At 62.9% G+C, this 17,894-nt stretch carries 16 protein-coding genes; 10 read left to right on the plus strand and 6 right to left on the minus strand.

Translation table 11 applies throughout. The features are described 5' to 3' along the window. Nucleotides 1-36 precede the first annotated feature (36 nt). The 6 genes from EKH55_RS03580 to rarD all read left to right on the plus strand — a co-directional run bounded on the left by EKH55_RS03580 (nucleotide 37) and on the right by rarD (nucleotide 5,263). Complete coding sequence (locus EKH55_RS03580; protein ID WP_069460578.1) at nucleotides 37-516, plus strand: GFA family protein; 480 nt, start codon at nucleotides 37-39, stop codon at nucleotides 514-516. Then, nucleotides 516-992, plus strand: a complete 477-nt coding sequence (locus tag EKH55_RS03585) for a GFA family protein (protein WP_069460579.1) — start codon at nucleotides 516-518, stop codon at nucleotides 990-992. Before EKH55_RS03580 ends, EKH55_RS03585 begins: the two co-directional genes overlap by 1 nt. Beyond that, nucleotides 992-1,492, plus strand: coding sequence for a GFA family protein (locus EKH55_RS03590; RefSeq protein ID WP_069460843.1), 501 nt, complete (start codon nucleotides 992-994; stop codon nucleotides 1,490-1,492). Before EKH55_RS03585 ends, EKH55_RS03590 begins: the two co-directional genes overlap by 1 nt. Continuing rightward, a complete protein-coding gene (gene pip, locus EKH55_RS03595) occupies nucleotides 1,489-2,451 on the plus strand; it encodes a prolyl aminopeptidase (protein ID WP_069460580.1) in 963 nt (320 codons plus the stop codon). Before EKH55_RS03590 ends, pip begins: the two co-directional genes overlap by 4 nt. Nucleotides 2,452-2,499: 48 nt before the next feature. Continuing rightward, nucleotides 2,500-4,116: a citramalate synthase gene (gene cimA, locus EKH55_RS03600; RefSeq protein ID WP_069460581.1), complete on the plus strand. Its 1,617-nt coding sequence runs from the start codon at nucleotides 2,500-2,502 to the stop codon at nucleotides 4,114-4,116. 208 nt (nucleotides 4,117-4,324) lie between these two features. Continuing rightward, nucleotides 4,325-5,263: an EamA family transporter RarD gene (rarD, locus tag EKH55_RS03605; RefSeq protein WP_069460844.1), complete on the plus strand. Its 939-nt coding sequence runs from the start codon at nucleotides 4,325-4,327 to the stop codon at nucleotides 5,261-5,263. Between the two features lie 44 nt (nucleotides 5,264-5,307). Here rarD and EKH55_RS03610 read toward each other — a convergent pair whose 3' ends face one another. Next, nucleotides 5,308-5,925, minus strand: a complete 618-nt coding sequence (locus tag EKH55_RS03610) for an LOG family protein (RefSeq protein ID WP_083265423.1) — start codon at nucleotides 5,923-5,925, stop codon at nucleotides 5,308-5,310. 245 nt (nucleotides 5,926-6,170) lie between these two features. Between EKH55_RS03610 and EKH55_RS03615 the strand changes: the two genes are divergently transcribed. The 4 genes from EKH55_RS03615 to EKH55_RS03630 all read left to right on the plus strand — a co-directional run bounded on the left by EKH55_RS03615 (nucleotide 6,171) and on the right by EKH55_RS03630 (nucleotide 11,729). Beyond that, nucleotides 6,171-7,871 carry a LysM peptidoglycan-binding domain-containing protein gene (locus EKH55_RS03615; RefSeq protein WP_069460583.1) on the plus strand — a complete coding sequence of 567 codons (1,701 nt, stop codon included), beginning with the start codon at nucleotides 6,171-6,173 and terminating at the stop codon, nucleotides 7,869-7,871. A 177-nt stretch (nucleotides 7,872-8,048) separates the two neighbouring features. Then, nucleotides 8,049-9,941 (plus strand): ABCB family ABC transporter ATP-binding protein/permease, encoded by a 1,893-nt coding sequence (locus EKH55_RS03620; protein WP_069460584.1) that lies wholly within the window; start codon nucleotides 8,049-8,051, stop codon nucleotides 9,939-9,941. 198 nt (nucleotides 9,942-10,139) lie between these two features. After that, entirely contained in the window at nucleotides 10,140-10,838 is a 699-nt protein-coding gene (locus EKH55_RS03625) for a phosphatidylserine decarboxylase (RefSeq protein ID WP_069460585.1), read from the plus strand. A gap of 39 nt (nucleotides 10,839-10,877) precedes the next feature. Then, nucleotides 10,878-11,729, plus strand: a complete 852-nt coding sequence (locus EKH55_RS03630; RefSeq protein WP_225192498.1) for a CDP-alcohol phosphatidyltransferase family protein — start codon at nucleotides 10,878-10,880, stop codon at nucleotides 11,727-11,729. 144 nt (nucleotides 11,730-11,873) lie between these two features. On the opposite strand, the gene EKH55_RS03635 is transcribed toward EKH55_RS03630, so the two are convergent. The 5 genes from EKH55_RS03635 to alr form a co-directional block, all read right to left on the minus strand. Beyond that, on the minus strand, nucleotides 11,874-12,614 hold the full coding sequence (locus EKH55_RS03635) for an SDR family NAD(P)-dependent oxidoreductase (RefSeq protein ID WP_069460587.1): 741 nt from the start codon (nucleotides 12,612-12,614) through the stop codon (nucleotides 11,874-11,876). Between the two features lie 12 nt (nucleotides 12,615-12,626). Then, a complete protein-coding gene (purF, locus tag EKH55_RS03640) occupies nucleotides 12,627-14,117 on the minus strand; it encodes an amidophosphoribosyltransferase (protein ID WP_069460588.1) in 1,491 nt (496 codons plus the stop codon). A 143-nt stretch (nucleotides 14,118-14,260) separates the two neighbouring features. Continuing rightward, complete coding sequence (locus EKH55_RS03645; RefSeq protein WP_069460589.1) at nucleotides 14,261-14,860, minus strand: CvpA family protein; 600 nt, start codon at nucleotides 14,858-14,860, stop codon at nucleotides 14,261-14,263. Nucleotides 14,861-14,972: 112 nt separating this feature from the next. Further along, nucleotides 14,973-16,376 carry a DNA repair protein RadA gene (radA, locus tag EKH55_RS03650; RefSeq protein WP_151610989.1) on the minus strand — a complete coding sequence of 468 codons (1,404 nt, stop codon included), beginning with the start codon at nucleotides 16,374-16,376 and terminating at the stop codon, nucleotides 14,973-14,975. A 216-nt stretch (nucleotides 16,377-16,592) separates the two neighbouring features. Further along, nucleotides 16,593-17,732 (minus strand): alanine racemase, encoded by a 1,140-nt coding sequence (alr, locus tag EKH55_RS03655; RefSeq protein ID WP_151610990.1) that lies wholly within the window; start codon nucleotides 17,730-17,732, stop codon nucleotides 16,593-16,595. Nucleotides 17,733-17,894: the final 162 nt, after the last annotated feature.

Below are 17,894 nucleotides of genomic sequence, written 5' to 3' on the forward strand. Positions count from 1 at the left end.
AAGGACCGCCGGTGCGCGAGGCAAGAGGAGGACCACATGGCTGACGATATCCATAGCGGCGGATGCCAATGCGGTGCGGTCCGCTTTCGCGTGGAAGGCAAGCTCGGCGACGCCTCGGTCTGCCATTGCCGCATGTGCCAGAAGGCGAGCGGCAACTTCTACCTGCCGCTCGTCTCCGTTCGCGGTGCAAGGCTTGTCTGGACGCGTGGCGAGCGCAAGCGCTTCCAGTCCTCGAACCACGTGTGGCGCGGCTTCTGTGGAGATTGTGGGACGCCGCTCACCTATGAGGCGCCGGACGGGATGGCGCTGGCGATCGCGGCTTTCGACAGGCCGGAAGGCATCGCGCCGGCGATTCAATGGGGCGTGGAGGCGAAGTTGCCTTATGTCGATCGCGTGCCGGAACTTCCCGGCGAGGAGACGATGGCCGACCGGGATTCGGCATCCTTCCTCGCCGATCTCGTGTCCTATCAGCACCCGGACCATGACACCGAAACCTGGCCACGGAAGGAGAGATGATGAGCGAGACCGTCAGAACAGGAGGGTGCCAATGCGGCGCCGTTCGCTTCCGCACCCGCGGCGCGCTTGGACGTCCGTCGATCTGCCACTGCCGCATGTGCCAGAAGCAGTTCGGCTCGTTCTTCTCGGCCCTGGTGACGGCGCCGAAGGACGGCGTCGAATGGACCCGTGACGAACCGAGCTACTTTCAGTCGTCCGTCAATATCGATCGCGGCTTCTGCCCGAAATGCGGCACGCCGCTGACCTATCGGCATCCCGGGGGGCTCGAAATTGCGATCGGCGCCTTCGACGACCGCTCCGATCTTTCGCCGCGCATCCAGGTCAACTTCCAGGCGAGGCTGCCTTGGGTCGAGACCATTTTCGACCAGCCGGTTCATGAAGATCCGGATTACTATGCGCGACAGGAGCAGATCATCTCGTTCCAGCATCCGGACCATGAGACCGAGCAATGGCCGCCGGCGGGAGTCTGGGCATGATGATCCGGCGCATCTTCACGGGCGGTTGCCAATGCGGCGCGGTGCGCTATCGCGCCGAGGGTACGCTTGAGGATGCGCATATCTGTCATTGCCGCATGTGCCAGAAGGCGGCCGGAAACTATTTCCTGCCGCTCGCCAATATCGCGCGCGAGGATTTCCGGATCACGCGCGGCGAGCCCGCCTGGTTCAGGTCATCGGACCTCGTGCGGCGCGGGTTCTGCCGCGCATGCGGTACTCCGCTTTTCTATGACATGCCGAACGAGAACTTCCTGAACATCACGCTCGGCTCCCTCGACGATCCGGACGACGTGCAGCCGATTTACCAATCCGGTGTCGAGTCGCGCATGCTGTGGTTTTCGCACTTGCCGGCCCTGCGTGAAAAGGAGACCGACGACGGCAGCGATGCGGCCGCGGCGCGCCATCTCGCCGTCCTGGAATCCAACCGCCAGCATCCCGATTTCGACACCATCCACTGGCCACGCGAGGAAGAGTTTCAGTGAGTGCTGATCTGCGTAATCTCTATCCGGAAATCGAGCCCTATGCTTCCGGTCACCTGGACGTGGGCGACGGACATCTCGTCTATTGGGAGCGGGTCGGCACGCCCGGCGCCAAGTCGGCGGTCTTCCTGCATGGCGGCCCCGGCGGCACGATCTCGCCGAGCCACCGCCGTCTCTTCGATCCGGAGCTCTATGACGTCTTGCTCTTCGACCAGCGCGGCTGCGGCAAGTCGATGCCGCACGCCGAACTGGAGGCGAATACGACCTGGCATCTGGTCACCGATATCGAGCGGCTGAGGGAATTGGCCGGTGTCGAGAAGTGGCTGGTCTTCGGCGGCTCCTGGGGATCGACGCTGGCGCTCGCTTACGCCGAAACCCATCCGGAGCGCGTCTCCGAGCTGGTCCTTCGTGGCATCTACATGCTCACCAGAGCCGAGCTCGATTGGTATTATCAGTTCGGCGTGTCGGAAATGTTCCCGGACAAGTGGGAGCGTTTCGTCGCGCCGATCCCGCCGGAAGAGCGCCACGCGATGATGCGGGCCTATAATCGGCGGCTGACGAGCGAGGACCGCGCGACGCGGATCGCAGCAGCAAAGGCCTGGAGCCTCTGGGAGGGCGAGACGATCACGCTCCTACCGGAGCCAGAGACCAGCAACCGCTTCGAGGAAGAGGAATTCGCCGACGCCTTCGCCCGCATCGAGAACCATTTCTTCGTCAATGCCGGCTGGCTCGAGGAGGGGCAATTGCTGCGCGACGCGCACAAGCTCCATGGTATCCCGGGCGTGATCGTGCACGGCCGCTACGACATGCCGTGCCCGGCCAGATTTGCCTGGCGATTGCACAAGGCGTGGCCCGCGGCCGAATTCCACCTCATCGAGGGCGCAGGCCACGCCTATTCGGAGCCCGGCATTCTCGATCGCCTGATTCGCTCGACCGACAAGTTCGCCGGCAAAACCGAATGACGCGGAAGTCGCCGCGGCTTTTGTAGACTTTGCATTTGGAACCAAGCCATGACCAGGGAACGCATCTATCTCTTCGACACGACGCTTCGAGACGGGCAGCAGACGCCCGGCATCGACTTTTCCGTCGAGGACAAGATTGCGATCGCGGCGATGCTTGATGAATTCGGCGTCGACTATGTCGAAGGCGGCTATCCGGGCGCCAATCCGACGGACACGGAATTCTTCAAGCGCAAACGCACGGCGCAGGCTTCTTTCGTCGCCTTTGGCATGACCAAGCGTGCGGGCGTCTCGGCCTCAAATGATCCCGGCCTCAACGCGCTGCTCGCCGCCGCGAGCGACGCGATCTGCCTCGTCGCCAAGAGTTGGGATTACCATGTCTCGGTGGCGCTCGGCTGCACCGAGGACGAAAATCTCGAGAGCATCCGCGCCTCGGTGGAGGCAGTCGTCGCCTCCGGCCGCGAGGCGATGGTCGACTGCGAGCATTTCTTCGATGGCTACAAGGCAAACCCGGCCTATGCCACCGCCTGCGCAAGAGCTGCGCTCCAGGCGGGCGCACGCTGGGTGGTGCTCTGCGACACCAATGGCGGCACCCAGCCCTCCGAAGTCCGCGAGATCGTCTCGGCGATGATTGCGGCGGGCGTGCCGGGTGCAAGGCTCGGTATCCATGCCCACAACGACACCGGACAGGCGGTGGCGAATTCGCTCGCCGCCGTCGAGGCTGGCGTGCGCCAGATCCAGGGAACGCTGAACGGAATCGGCGAGCGGTGCGGCAACGCCAACCTCGTGACGCTGATTGCGACGCTGGGGCTCAAGGAGACCTATTCGGGGTGTTTTGAGACAGGCATCGACGCCGAGAGGCTGCAGGAACTGACTGAGCTTGCCCATGCCTTCGACGAACTCCTCAATCGCTCGCCGGATCCGCAGGCGCCCTATGTCGGCGCTTCGGCATTCGCCACCAAGGCCGGCATTCATGCCTCGGCTCTTCTGAAGGACCCGCGCACCTACGAGCATGTCGCGCCGGAAAGCGTCGGCAACCTGCGCAAGGTCATGGTCTCGGACCAGGGCGGCAAGGCAAATTTCATCAATGCGCTGAAGCGCCGCGGCATCACGGTCGGCAAGGACGATCCGCGCCTCGACAAATTGATTTCGATCGTCAAGGAGCGCGAGGCGACGGGCTATGCCTACGAGGGCGCGGATGCGAGTTTCACGCTGCTCGCCAACCGCATCTTAGGTACGGTGCCGGATTTCTTTCATGTGGAGAGCTTCCGCGTGATGGTCGAGCGTCGCTTCGATGCGAATGGCAATCTGAAGACCGTCTCGGAAGCCGTGGCCAGGGTGATCGTCGACGGCGAGACGATGATGTCGGTCGCCGAGGGCCATGGTCCGGTCAACGCGCTCGACCTCGCGCTGCGCAAGGACCTCGGCAAGTACCAATCGGAAATCGCCGACCTGGAACTCGCTGATTACAAGGTGCGCATCCTCAATGGCGGCACCGAGGCCGTCACCCGGGTGCTGATCGAGTCGACGGACCGGACCGGCGCGCGCTGGTGGACGGTCGGCGTATCCGACAACATCATCGATGCCTCCTTCCAAGCGCTGATGGACAGCATCGTCTACAAGCTGCTCAAGAACCGCGACCAGGTCGGACTGGTGGCGGCGGAGTAGGACCGTTCGAACTTCAAAGGGTATGGCGGCAATTCCTGTCGCAACCTTCAGCAACACTCACGCTTCGCTTCACGGAAATGAATTGGTGCATCACCATTCGTTGGAGTAGGACGCTCGAGGAACGGCGGTCCGTGGGACGAGCCGTGATTTTTGCCGGAGTGATTGCGTGCCCTCGCATGACTCCGGCGCCGTTTTCAGGACCACGACCATGGCCGAGCCGAACGCGAAACCGCCCGCCGACAATACCGATTCCGCACGAGGATTCGCCTTCGCGCTGGCGGCATATCTTCTTTGGGGTTTTCTGCCGTTTTTCATGAAGGCGGTGGCGCATATCCCGGCGCCCGAGGTCGTCGCCCATCGCATCGTCTGGTCGGTGCCGCTCGCGGGGCTCGTGCTTGTGTGGCTCGGCCGCACACAGGAGCTCAAGGCGGCGCTCAGCTCTCCGCGCATGCTGAAAATGGCGACCTTGACGGCCGCGCTCATCACGGTGAACTGGGGCATCTATGTCTGGGCGATCGGTGCCGGCCGGGCGATCGAGACGGCGCTCGGCTATTATATCAACCCGCTCTTCTCCATCTTTCTCGGCGCGGTGCTGCTCAAGGAGCGGCCGAACGCGGCGCAGATGGTGGCGATCGCGCTTGCCGCACTGGCGGTTGCCGTGCTTGCCCTCGACGCCGGCGGTCTTCCCTGGGTGTCGATCGGACTTTGCTTCTCGTGGGGCTTCTACGCTTTTTTCCGCAAGACGCTGCCGATCGGACCGAACCAGGGCTTTTTCCTGGAAGTGCTTCTCCTGAGCGTCCCCGCGCTTGGCTACGTCGTCTGGCTCGAGGCAACGGGTGAGGGGCATTTCGGCGATACCGGAATGACCGATGTCCTTTTGCTTCTCGCTTGCGGTCTGGTTACGGCCGTGCCGTTGATGATCTATGCCAACGGCGCCAAGCTGCTCAGGCTCTCGACCATCGGCATCATGCAATATATCGCCCCGACGATGATCTTCCTGATCGCAGTCTTCGTCTTCAACGAGCCCTTCGGAGCCATGAAGCTCGTCGCATTCATTTTGATCTGGGCGGCGCTGTTCCTCTATTCAGGCGCGATGCTGGCCGAAAGCAGGGCGCGCCGAGCGGCGCGGCCGACGCCGGCCGAATGAGCCGATGTCGGGGCCGCGATCTTCGGCCCCTTTCCCTCGAAAGTTCAGAGCTTGGAGATGATCCCGCTCTCGCCCTCGCTGCCTTTTGAAGTCGCTACGCCGAGAATGCCGGGAACGATCTCCTCGGCCTTGTCGATAACGAGTGGTTGAACGAGATGGGACGTGTGGACGAAGCCTTCGTCGCGCATATGCTGCAGGAGCTCCAGCAGCGGCGTCCAGAATCCATTGATATTTCCGAACACCATCGGCTTGCGGTGCCGGCCGAGTTGCGCCCAGGTCATGATCTCGACGATCTCTTCCAGCGTACCGATCCCGCCGGGCAGCGCGACGAAGGCATCGGCACGCTCGAACATCTTGTGCTTGCGCTCGTGCATATCGGCCGTGACGATGAGCTCGTTGAGCTGCCCCAACGAATGGCGAGTCGCTTCCTTGTCCATCAGAAACTCGGGAATGATGCCGGTGACGTGGCCGCCCGCCGAGAGCACACCGCTTGCAACCGCGCCCATGATGCCTCGCGTGCCGCCACCATAGACAAGCTGCAGGCCATGCGACGCGATGGACTTGCCGAGAAGGCGTCCAGCCAGCATGTGGTCGGGATCACGTCCGGGCTGTGAGCCGCAATAAACGCAGACGGATCGAATCGTGGTAGCTTCCTTGCTCATGCCGCCAAGTGACATTGCAGCGCAGCATGGGTCAAGGAAAATGAGGGAAAAAGCCTCTCCGCGGATGTGCGCCTGCACACTCGGCGCTTGTGCCGAGCCATAGGAAACGTTAGCAATTTCAGCGATACACTGAAGAATTCCGACGGACGGGTCGCCGTTGCGCTATAATGCGGCAAAAGCTTGGCGACCGTAGGCCTGCAATGGGGATGCGCGGAGCATGATGCTCTGCTGCTGTGGAGAGTGGCATGATAAAGAACAAAGCCAGCTGGGTGGCCCTTAGCGTGCTGGCGATTGCGACTGCGCTGATGGTTTTCGTAGTCCAGCCGAACCTGAACGACGAGACGACGGAAGAGGCCGCACAATCCACGGCCGGCGGAGTATCGGGTGAGCCGGCGCTGGCAACGGCGGAAACCGCTCCTGCCAACGGAGCGCAGGTCGCCGCCTCCGATGCGGATGCGGCCAAGGACTGGACCGTACCCGGATTCGACGTCCTTCGCGTCGAGCCCGACGGGTCGACGGTGATCGCCGGTCGCGCTGAACCGGGTACAAAGCTCGAGATTCTAAGTGGTGATACGGTTCTCGGCACGGCGGACGTCAGTGCAGGAGGGGATTTTGCGGCCGTGTTCGACAAGCCTCTGCCGGCCGGCGATCACCAGCTGACGCTCAGGAGTGTCGGCGCGGGTGGTGCAAGCAGGACGTCGGACGAGGTTGCGACCATTTCCGTTCCGAAGGAACCGGGCGGCCAATTGTTGGCGATGGTGTCCCGACCGGGCGAGGCGAGTCGGCTGATCACTACGCCGAAAGCCGAGGACGAGCCGGCGCAGTCGGCCGCTGCACCAGTCGCACAGGCGGATACTGCTGCGGCCCCGGCAACGCCGGACACGCCCAATGCGGTGCCGGGGCTGCAGGTGACGGCCGTGGAGATCGAAGGAAAGACCATGTTCGTCGCCGGCAATGCAAGGCCGGGGGCGCTGGTGCGAATCTATGCCGACGACTCGCTGTTCGGAGAGATGAGGGCCGATGGAAAGGGGCAATTCGTCGTCGATGGTACGATTGATCTCGCGGTCGGCAGCCATATCATCCGGGCCGATATGATGAACGACGACGCCACCAAGGTAGCCATGCGTGCGTCGGTGCCCTTCGATCGGCCCGAGGGCGTGCAGGTCGCGGCGATTGCCGCTACGCCGGCTGACGCCGCCGCCACGGGGCTTGACGGGCTGAAGACGGAAGCAGGCAAGGCGCTCGCTTTGTTGAAAGGCCTCTTCGCCGACGGCAAACAGCCGACGGCCGAACAGCTGGCGGCAGCACGATCGGCCACCGAGTTCGCCCTTCAGTCGCTTGCGGAATTCAAACCCGCCGACAATTCCGCGCCGGCGGTGGTCGCGGCGGCGAATGACGCCTCCAATGCGGCCGGCAAGGCATTGTCGGTTCTGAAGTCTTCGCCGCAGGATCCCGCAAGCGTAGTTGCCGCCCTGGACAAGGTGGATGGCGTGATCGGCCCCGCATTGCCGCGACCGGCGAGTGTCGCGGTGGCCCTCGCTTCAGACAAGCCCGTGATGGCAACGCAACCGGAAACCATGAGCGCTGTCGAGCAGCCAAAGGTCGAGGAAGCGGAAGAAACCGCAGCCAAGTCCGACATCGAGACCAAGCAGATGGCGGCGGCCGCGCCGGCCACTGCGGATGAGCAGCCGGCGACGATCCAGCAGGCGCCGCTCCAGGAAAGCAAGTCTTCCGTGATCATTCGCCGCGGCGATACGCTTTGGGAGATTTCGAGGCGCGTCTACGGGGCGGGCGTTCGCTACACGACGATCTATCTCGCCAACCGTGAGCAGATCGAAAATCCCGACCTCATTCAACCGGGCCAGGTTTTTGGCGTGCCCCACGAGGCGCTTTCCGATGTGGAATCGCGGGAGATCCATCGCAAGCACATGCGACACGAGGATTAATCGCGCTTCCGGCCGCGCTTCCATTGCGGCTTAGGGAGAGCTGACCTATCTGTGAAGCAAAGGCGGCGTCCTCAAAGACGCCGCTTTTCATTGAGCCGGACGAGATAGGGGTTTGCGACGGCCCTTTGAGCGCCCGGAAAACGATGACCATCAAGAGCATCGGAAGCGGACTGACACGTGGCATCCAGCACTCAGACGAAAACGGTTTCCGCCGACACCAGCAACCCCTTGTCGACGATCGCGAATCTCTGGCCCTATATGTGGCCGGCCGACCGTTTTGACCTGAAGCTCAGGGTCGTTTGGGCGACGGTGATTCTCGTGGTTGCCAAGGTCGTCCTCATCCTCGTGCCCTACTTCTTCAAATGGGCCACGGATGCGCTCAATGACAGACCGGATGATCTGGCTTTCCTGCCGCAATTCCTCACCGGCGCCGTCATGCTGGTGCTCGCCTATAACCTCGCGCGTCTGTTGCAGAGCGGTCTTAATCAGCTGCGCGACGCGCTTTTCGCCAGTGTCGGCCAGCACGCCGTTCGGCAGCTTGCCTACCGAACCTTTGTGCACATGCATCAGCTGTCGCTGCGCTTCCACCTCGAGCGGCGCACCGGCGGGCTATCGCGCATCATAGAACGCGGTACCAAGGGCATCGAGACGATCGTCCGTTTCACGATTCTGAACAGCGTGCCGACGCTTATCGAGTTCCTGCTGACGGCGGTGATCTTCTGGTGGGGCTATGGCTTCAGCTATCTCCTCGTTACCGCCGTTACCGTCTGGCTCTATATCTGGTTCACCGTGCGAGCCAGCGATTGGCGCATCGCCATCCGTCGTTCGATGAACGACAGTGATACGGACGCAAACACCAAGGCGATAGACTCGCTCCTGAACTTTGAGACGGTCAAGTATTTCGGCAACGAGGAAATGGAGGCCAAGCGCTTCGACCGCTCGATGGCGCGCTATGAACGGGCCGCGACCCAGGTCTGGACCTCGCTTGGCTGGCTGAACTTCGGACAGGCGCTGATCTTCGGTGGCGGCACAGCGGTCATGATGACGATGACGGCGCTGGCCGTTCAGCGCGGCGAACAGACGATCGGCGACTTCGTCTTCGTGAATGCGATGCTCATCCAGCTCGCCATTCCCTTGAACTTCATCGGCTTTGTCTATCGCGAAATCCGCCAGGGCCTCACCGATATCGAACACATGTTCGACCTCCTGGACGTATGTCCGGAAGTCGTCGATCGGCCGAGTGCGACCGATCTCAAGATCGAGCGCGGAGGGATCGCCTTTCGCGACGTGCATTTCGCCTATGATCCGGCACGGCCGATCCTGAAGGGGATATCCTTCGAAGTGCCCGCCGGCAAGACGGTCGCTGTCGTCGGTCCGTCCGGCGCCGGCAAATCCACCCTTTCTCGGCTTCTCTACCGCTTCTACGATGTGCAGCGGGGATCGATCACCATCGATGACCAGGACGTGCGCGATGTCACCCAGAAGAGCCTGCGCGCCGTCATCGGCATGGTGCCGCAGGACACGGTGCTCTTCAACGACACGATCGCCTACAATATCCGCTATGGCCGGGTGAGCGCTTCCGATGCCGAGGTTGCAGCGGCCGCCGAAGCCGCACAGATCGCCGATTTCATCCGCGGCCTGCCGGAGGGCTACAGCGCAATGGTCGGCGAGCGCGGGCTGAAGCTCTCGGGCGGAGAGAAGCAGCGCGTCGCCATCGCCCGAACAATCCTGAAGGCGCCGCCGATCCTGATTCTCGACGAAGCGACATCGGCGCTCGACACGAAGACGGAACAGGAAATCCAGGCGGCTCTCGACGTGATCTCACGCAATCGCACGACCCTCGTCATCGCCCACCGCCTGTCGACCGTCATCAATGCCGACGAGATCATCGTACTGAAGGACGGGGTCATTGCCGAGCGTGGCACGCATGGGGAACTCATCGATCGCGACGGCCTTTATGCTTCGATGTGGAGCCGCCAGCGCGAGGCGACGCAGGCGGAGGAGCAGTTGAAGCGGGTGCGCGAAAGCGACGATCTCGGCATCGTCGACCGCGGCGTGCCCGCCCTCTGAAGAGTACCGGTTGCAGCCCGGGTCGGCGTCCAGGCGTTGCCGGGCCGTCCAATTCGCGCTACTGCATGTCTCCTTGAATCGAATTCGGTTTAAGGACAAAGACATGCGGCAATTCAACGTGCTACGGCGACCTTGGCGCGTCTGACGAGACGCTTGGCGCCGGAGGTGACGTTCGGCGTAAAATCTGGAGTAGATTTCATGAACTTGGTCGACACAGTGCGCAACACGCTCGTTCCGGTGCACAGGGAAGGCTATCGCTTCATCGCGATCTTCTTCGCCGTTTCACTGGTGCTTGGCCTCCTGTGGGAGCCCTTGATGTGGATCGGCTTCCTGCTGACCGCCTGGTGCGCCTATTTCTTCCGTGACCCCGAGCGCATGACGCCGATCGACGAAGACCTCGTCATCAGTCCGGCCGACGGGCGCGTGTCGGCGATCGCCCGTGTGACGCCGCCGGAGGAATTGGGTCTCGGTTCTGAACCGATGCTGCGCATCTCCGTGTTCATGAATGTGTTCGACTGTCATGTGAATCGTGCGCCGATGGGCGGTACGGTTCGGCGCATCGCCTATCGGGCCGGCAGCTTCCTCAATGCGGAACTCGACAAGGCAAGCCACGATAACGAGCGCAACGGCCTTGTCATCGAAACGAACCATGGCGCGATCGGGGTCGTCCAGATCGCTGGTCTGGTCGCGCGCCGCATCCTCTGCTGGACGCGGGAGGACGCTGCACTGGAAGCGGGCGAGCGTTTCGGTCTGATCCGGTTCGGTTCTCGGCTCGATGTCTTTCTGCCCGAGGGTGCCGCGCCGCGCGTCAGCGTCGGCCAGACGGCCGTTGCTGGGGAAACGGTGCTTGCCGAATTCGGCTCGGAAAAGGGGCCCGTCATCAGCCATCGCGCATAAGGAGTGGTCATGGAAGAGCCCCGGATGGAAGAGCCCCGGATGGACAAGGCGGCGGGTGTGCCGGCATCGGACGCCGACGCGAGCGGCACCCATGACAAGGCGCGCGGGCCGCGGCTGCGCGAAATACCGCTGCGCCTGATGATCCCCAACATGATCACGGTTCTGGCGATCTGCGCCGGCCTATCCGGCATTCGTCTCGCCTTCGAGAATCGTTTCGAGCTGGCGGTTGGCATGGTCTTGCTGGCGGCGTTCCTGGACGGCATCGATGGACGCGTGGCACGCCTGCTCAAGGCGACGTCGAATTTCGGCGGCCAGATGGATTCACTTGCCGATATCATCAACTTCGGTGTGGCTCCGGCACTTGTCCTTTATGTTTTCCTGCTCGATCAGGCACGCTCGATCGGCTGGATCGCGGCCCTCATCTACGCCATTGCGACCGGACTGCGACTCGCCCGTTTCAACGTCATGGCCGAGCGTCAGGTGAAAGCCTCCTGGCAGTCCGAATATTTCGTCGGCGTTCCGGCGCCGGCGGGCGCCATACTCGTGCTCCTGCCGGTCTATATCGGCCTGCTCGGATTCGCGCCCGAGCGGGTGTTTGCCCTGATCGCGTCAGCCTATACCGTTCTGATCGCCTTCCTGCTGGTCAGCCGCTTGCCGGTCTGGTCCGGCAAGTCGGAAACCAGCCGTGTGCGTCGCGATCTCGTGCTTCCGGTCATCCTCGTCGTCGTCCTCTATGTTGCGACGCTGATGACCTATACCTGGGAAACCATGGTGGTGACCGCGCTGGCCTACCTGATCAGCCTGCCCTTCGGCGCGCGCGCCTGGCAGCGCAAATATGGCGACTGGACGGTACCGCAAGGGGGCGATGGGCTTCCAGGGGATACTGAATAGGCGGGGAGAAGGGACTTGCCGCAGCGTCTCAGTACCCTCTCCCCGCGCGCAGGGATTGGGTCAGTCCTCGGGTTAAACCGGTTAAACCCGAGGAGAGGGGCCATCTTCCACTTATTCGAGCCTACAAGCTGTCGTCGAAAAGTCCTATTCCGGCCTGCGGTAATCGACGATCTTCTTCTCACGAACGATGAAGAGCTTGCCAGTTTCCGTCTGCTCGGGACCGAAGAGCGGCATCAGCGCGGCGGCGACCTCGGAAGGGTGCGGCACCGTCGATGGATCCTCGCCCGGCATCATCTGCGCCCGCATGGCGGTGCGGGTCGCGCCTGGATCGACGCTCAGGATGCGCAGCGGCAGACGCTGTGTTTCATGCGCCCAGGTTCGCGCCAGCGCCTCGACGGCGGCTTTCGAGGCGGAGTAGGGGGCCCAGAAGGGCCTGCATTTGTGTGCGGCGCTTGACGAGAGAAGCAGGGCGCGACCCGCATCGGAGCGCACGAGCAGCGGCTCGAGGGAGCGGATCAGTCGCCAGGTCGCGGTGACGTTGATCGTCATCACCTTTTCGAAGACTTTTGCCTCCACGTGGCCGATCGGCGAAGTCGTCCCGAGCACGCCGGCGTTAGCGACCAAAATGTCCAGCTTGCCCCAGCGCTCGTTGATGGCGCCGCCAAGCTTGTCGATAGCGGCCATGTCCGCAAGGTCGAAGGGAACAAGCGTGGCCGAGCCGCCAACGTCCTTGATGGCGTCGTCAAGCTCTTCCAGTCCGCCGACGGTGCGGGCGCAAGCGATAACATGCGCGCCGGCCTTGGCGAGCTCGAGGGCGGTGAAGTAGCCGATGCCGCGCGATGCGCCGGTGACGACGGCGATCCGGTCTTTCAGATTGGGCGTCATTTTGTTGTCTTGTTATCCGTTGCTGGCAAGAACCGAGAGCTTGCGGACGTTGCTCGCGCCTTCCTGGTCGAGTAGGCGGGTGGGGTAATCACCGGTGAAATAGTGATCGGTGAACTGCGGCGCTTGCGGGTCGCGCGACGTGCCGCCGACGGCGCGGTAAAGGCCGTCGATCGAGAGGAACTCGAGCGAATCAGCGCCGATATATCGGCACATGGAGGCGAGATCGGCGTGCTGGTTGGCAAGCAGCTTGTCGCGGTCCGGCGTGTCGATGCCGTAGAAGTCCGGATGGAAAATCATCGGGCTCGCGACGCGCACATGCACTTCCCGCGCCCCGGCGTCGCGGATCATCTGCACGATCTTGACCGAGGTCGTGCCGCGCACGATGGAATCGTCGACGAGAACCACACGCTTGTCCTTGATCATTGCCCGGTTGGCCGAATGCTTCAGCTTGACGCCGAAGGCCCGGATCTGCTGCGTCGGCTCGATGAACGTCCGTCCGACATAGTGGTTTCGGATGATGCCGTATTCGAAGGGAATGCCGCTCTGCTGCGCGTAGCCGAGTGCGGCGGGAGTGCCGCCATCGGGCACGGGAACGACGACGTCGGCTTCGACAGGCGCATCCTTGGCGAGATTGATGCCCATGTTCTTGCGCGCCACATAGACGCTGCGGCCACCGACGACCGAATCCGGACGCGCGAAATAGACGTACTCAAAGAGGCAGAGCCGTTCAGGCCGCGGCGATTCGGGCTTACGCGCATCGATCGAGATCGAGCCGTCCGGCTGGATCTCGCAAATGACCACTTCGCCGTTCTCGACATCGCGGATGTACCTGGCGCCGATGATGTCGAGCGCGCAAGTTTCCGAACAGAAGATCGGCTTGCCGTCGAGTTCGCCCATCACGAGGGGCCGGATGCCGATCGGGTCGCGCGCGGCGATCAGCTTGGTTCGCGTCATCGCCAGCATGGAATAGCCGCCTTCCATCTGGCGAATGGCGTCGATGAAGCGATCGGAGGAGGAGGCTTGCTTGGAGCGGGCTATGAGATGAAGGACGACTTCCGTGTCCGAGGTCGACTGACAGATTGCGCCGTCGGCGATCAGTTGGCGGCGGAGAGTCAGGCCATTGGTGAAGTTGCCGTTGTGGGCGATGGCGATGCCGCCAACTTCGAGTTCGGCGAAGAGCGGCTGAACGTTGCGCAGCGCCACTTCGCCCGTCGTCGAGTAGCGCGTATGCCCGATGGAGATAAAGCCCGGCAGCTTCGCCAGCGTCGCCGGATCGGTATAGTGGTCGCCGACGAGACCCATGCGCTTTTCTGTGTAGAACTGCTTGCCGTCGAAGGTGACGATACCCGCCGCTTCCTGGCCCCGGTGCTGGAGCGCGTGCAGTCCCAGTGCGGTCAGCGTCGCCGCATCGGCATGGCCGAGAATGCCGAAAACGCCGCACTCTTCGTGCAGCGTATCGCCATCGAATTCGTCGTGGATTTCACTGGATCTGAGATCGGTCATCGCAGTCTGCCCTTGCTCCGCGCCGTGCGCATATCGTGATCGCTCCGCCAGTCGTCAAGCAATCTTAGCCGAAAAGCCTTGCGAGCTCATTTCAAATAGACAAAGCCCGCACCGCGGGCTTTGTTTGCAAACGTCTTCCTTCATCAGCCGTTCGTCGCCGGAGCGCCATCGCTCGGCGCCTGCTCGTTGGCGGCGGGCGGGTTTTCGCTCTCTCCTTCGCCAGTCGTATCACGGCCGCGCAAACGGTTGAGAATGGTGGCGTCCGCTTCTTCTGGCAGCAGTGCCACCAGCCTGTTGCCGAGATTGTCGAGCAACGGCTTCGATTTTGCTTGCGTGACCCAGATCGGCTGCTGCTGGGGCGAGACCAGCCAGTTGAAGAACAGCATGGCGACGACGACCAGCAGAATGCCGCGCGCCGCTCCGAAGAGAAAGCCAAGCGTGCGGTCGAGGGCGCCGATGCGGCTGTCGATGATGAAATCGGCGATCCGCATCGTGATAAAGGAAATCACGATCAGCGCCACCAGGAAGATGACGGCGGCCGAACCGATCAGCGCCACCGTATCATTGTCGGTATATTGCTTCGCATAGGGGAGCAGGTACCGGTAGAGAAAATACGCGGCGGCGGCCGCGCCGATCCAACTCGCGACCGACAGAACTTCGCGCGAGAAACCGCGGACCATCGCGAGGATGGCCGAAAACAGAGCGACGCCGAGAACGATACCGTCGAGAATTGTGATGGGCATATTGTCCTTACTCCGACCCCGTCTCCAAGCGGGTCATACAAAGCTTATCTGCCTCCGGACGCCCGCGCATGCGCCCGAGACATTTATCCACCGCCGATCGCGGGCCTATGTCTCAATCCGCCTCCTCCGCCTGCTGCAGAACGCGCCGCGATCCGGCGATCTGCGCCACGAGATCCGGCAGGGTTTCCATCTCGCTTAACCGGCCATTGCCGTTCTTCGGCAGGTCGGGCGATGCAGACGGCAATACGGCCCGGGAGAAACCGAGTTTTTCGGCTTCCTTGAGACGTTGAGCGGTATGCGCAACCGGCCGGACGGCACCCGACAAGCTGATTTCGCCGAAATAGACGCAATCAGCCGGAAGGGCAAGCCCGGCAAGTGACGAAACCAGCGCGGAAGCGACAGCGAGGTCGGCCGCGGGCTCGGAAATGCGATAGCCACCCGCGACATTCAGATAGACGTCGTGCTGGCCGAGCCGTACGCCGCAATGGGCCTCGAGCACGGCTAGGATCATGGAGAGCCGCGCCGAATCCCAGCCGATCACTGCGCGCCGCGGCGTGCCGAGCGAGGTCGGAGCCACCAGAGCCTGTACTTCGACGAGCAGAGGCCGGGTTCCTTCCATGCCGGCAAACACGGCGGCACCCGGCGACTTCTCATTGCGCTCCCCGAGAAAGAGCTCCGACGGATTGGCGACTTCGCGCAAGCCACTATCCGACATCTCGAATACGCCAATTTCGTCCGTCGCGCCGAAGCGGTTCTTGACGGTTCGCAAGATACGGTAGTGATGGCCGCGATCGCCTTCGAAATAAAGCACCGCGTCGACCATGTGCTCGACGACACGCGGACCGGCGATCTGGCCTTCCTTGGTGACATGGCCGACGAGCACGATCGCGGTGCCGGTCTGCTTGGCGAAACGGATCATCGCCTGCACGCCGGTGCGCACCTGCGTCACCGTACCGGGAGCGGAATCGACCGTATCGCTCCAGAGCGTCTGGATCGAATCGATGATGACGAGGTCGGGCCGTTTGCCTTCGGAAAGCGTCGCCAGAATATCCTCGACATTGGTCTCGGCCGCAAGCAGCACGTCACTGTCGGCGGCCCCGAGCCGCTGGGCGCGCAGCCGCACCTGGGCTACCGCCTCTTCACCCGAGACATAGATCACCCGATGCTTGCGGCGGGAAAGGGCCGCCGCGGCCTGCATCAGCACCGTCGATTTGCCGATTCCGGGATCGCCGCCGACGAGCAGCGCAGAGCCGCGCACAAAGCCGCCGCCGGTCACGCGGTCGAGCTCGGAAATTCCCGATTCGATCCGCGGCGCATCCTCGATCTCGCCGGAAAGCGTCGTCAGCGCCACGGGACGACCCTTCTTCGGTGCGCGTGCGGGACCGCCGCCGATGCCGCCCGTCGGGTCTTCCTCGATGATCGTGTTCCATTCGCCGCAGCCGTCGCACTTGCCCGCCCAGCGGGAGTGGACGGTGCCGCAATTCTGGCAGATGAACTGGGTGCGGGCTTTCGCCATATGAACTCGCTTTCGGCAGACGGGAAGGTGGGCGGAGCGTCTTCGCCCGAGAATCACTTTCGGCGGTCACATAATGACCCGAAATGCCGCCTTAGCGCATCGGCCCGAACATGACTTTCGGAAAGCTCGATGAGCGGAGTCAAAGAGCTACAGCGACCTTTGCGCGTCTGAAAGCCGCGCGGCGCTGTAAAGGACGGTTTTCAACAGCGGTCTGACTCAGTTGCCGCCGATATACGCACGGCAGTAGCGCCGACCAAGGCTCGTCAGCAGTTCGTAGCCGATCGTGCCGCCGGCACGAGCCACGTCGTCGATCGCAACGTTGCGGCCGAAGAGCTCGATATAGTCGCCGGCGCGAATGGCGCTTTCCGGCAAGTCCGTGACGTCGAAGAGGCTTAAATCCATCGTCACCCGGCCGACATGCGGCACTCTCTGCCCATGCAGGAAGCCGTAGGCGCCCGACGGCATCGCCTGCCGGAGCGTGACGCCGCCGCCCGAAAGCGAACGGTGATAGCCGTCGGCATAGCCGATCGCGACCGTGGCGATACGGCTGTCGCGGGCAAAGCGCGCCGAAGCGCCGTAGCTTGCCGTGCCGCCTGAGGGGACAGCCCGGATCTGCAGAATGCGCGCTTCCGCAGTTACGACCGGCTTCATCGGATTGGGGACGCCGTTCACCGCCTCGCCGCCATAAACGGCGATTCCGGGGCGTGTAAGATCGAAATGATAGTCCGCGCCGAGGAAAACGCCGCCCGAATTGGCGAGACTCGCGGGGATGCCCTCGAAGGCCGCCGTCACCTCGCGGAAGCGCTGAAGCTGGTAGAAATTCATCGGATGTTTCGGGTCGTCGGCACAGGCGAGATGGCTCATAACGAGCACCGGCGAGAAGCTTGCGGGCCTCGCCGGGTCGTGGGCAAGCGCGAGAGCTTCCTCCACGCAGAGGCCGAGGCGGTTCATGCCGGTGTCGACATGCAGCACGCAAGGATAGTCGCCCCGTTCTGAAAGCGCGGCCATGAAGGCGGCAAGCTGCTCCGCCGAGTTGACGACCGGCACGAGGTCGTTGGCGAAGAAGAGCTCCTCATTGCCCGGCCACATGCCCCCAAGGATATAGATCCGAGCGTCCGGCAGCAGCGGGCGAAGCTCGACGCCTTCCTCGACGCTGGCGACGAAGAAATCACGCGCTCCGGCGGCATAGAGCACCGGCGCCGCCTCGAAGACACCGATCCCGTAGGCGTCGGCCTTTAGGACGGCGGCAGCGCGGGCATTGCCCGAGCGCTCGTCCATGGACCGCCAGTTGTCGGCGAGCGCGGCAAGGTCGATGGTGAGCCGGTTGGAGGCAGCGATGAATTCTGGGCTGTGCATGAGGCGGGCTCTCCTACTGCATGTCTCCTTTAATCGACTTCGATTCAAGGACAAAGACATACAGCATTTCAAAGTGCTACAGCGACCTTTGCGCGTTCAATCAAACGCGCGGCGCTGTAGGGTGGTGGCTTGAGCTTTTACAGGCATGCGTCGATGGCGGCA

It is taken from the genome of Sinorhizobium alkalisoli, from assembly GCF_008932245.1.
GTDB classification, from domain to species: Bacteria; Pseudomonadota; Alphaproteobacteria; order Rhizobiales; family Rhizobiaceae; genus Sinorhizobium; species Sinorhizobium alkalisoli.

Excerpts from the sequence above, each read along its gene's own strand:
- EKH55_RS03580 (WP_069460578.1), top strand. The coding sequence starts at position 37 with ATGGCTGACGATATCCATAGCGGCGGATGCCAATGCGGTGCGGTCCGC.
- EKH55_RS03585 (WP_069460579.1), top strand. The coding sequence starts at position 516 with ATGAGCGAGACCGTCAGAACAGGAGGGTGCCAATGCGGCGCCGTTCGC.
- EKH55_RS03590 (WP_069460843.1), top strand. The coding sequence starts at position 992 with ATGATCCGGCGCATCTTCACGGGCGGTTGCCAATGCGGCGCGGTGCGC.
- cimA (WP_069460581.1), top strand. The coding sequence starts at position 2,500 with ATGACCAGGGAACGCATCTATCTCTTCGACACGACGCTTCGAGACGGG.
- rarD (WP_069460844.1), top strand. The coding sequence starts at position 4,325 with ATGGCCGAGCCGAACGCGAAACCGCCCGCCGACAATACCGATTCCGCA.
- EKH55_RS03610 (WP_083265423.1), bottom strand. The coding sequence starts at position 5,925 with ATGAGCAAGGAAGCTACCACGATTCGATCCGTCTGCGTTTATTGCGGC.
- EKH55_RS03615 (WP_069460583.1), top strand. The coding sequence starts at position 6,171 with ATGATAAAGAACAAAGCCAGCTGGGTGGCCCTTAGCGTGCTGGCGATT.
- EKH55_RS03625 (WP_069460585.1), top strand. The coding sequence starts at position 10,140 with ATGAACTTGGTCGACACAGTGCGCAACACGCTCGTTCCGGTGCACAGG.
- EKH55_RS03630 (WP_225192498.1), top strand. The coding sequence starts at position 10,878 with ATGGACAAGGCGGCGGGTGTGCCGGCATCGGACGCCGACGCGAGCGGC.
- EKH55_RS03635 (WP_069460587.1), bottom strand. The coding sequence starts at position 12,614 with ATGACGCCCAATCTGAAAGACCGGATCGCCGTCGTCACCGGCGCATCG.
- purF (WP_069460588.1), bottom strand. The coding sequence starts at position 14,117 with ATGACCGATCTCAGATCCAGTGAAATCCACGACGAATTCGATGGCGAT.
- EKH55_RS03645 (WP_069460589.1), bottom strand. The coding sequence starts at position 14,860 with ATGCCCATCACAATTCTCGACGGTATCGTTCTCGGCGTCGCTCTGTTT.
- radA (WP_151610989.1), bottom strand. The coding sequence starts at position 16,376 with ATGGCGAAAGCCCGCACCCAGTTCATCTGCCAGAATTGCGGCACCGTC.
- alr (WP_151610990.1), bottom strand. The coding sequence starts at position 17,732 with ATGCACAGCCCAGAATTCATCGCTGCCTCCAACCGGCTCACCATCGAC.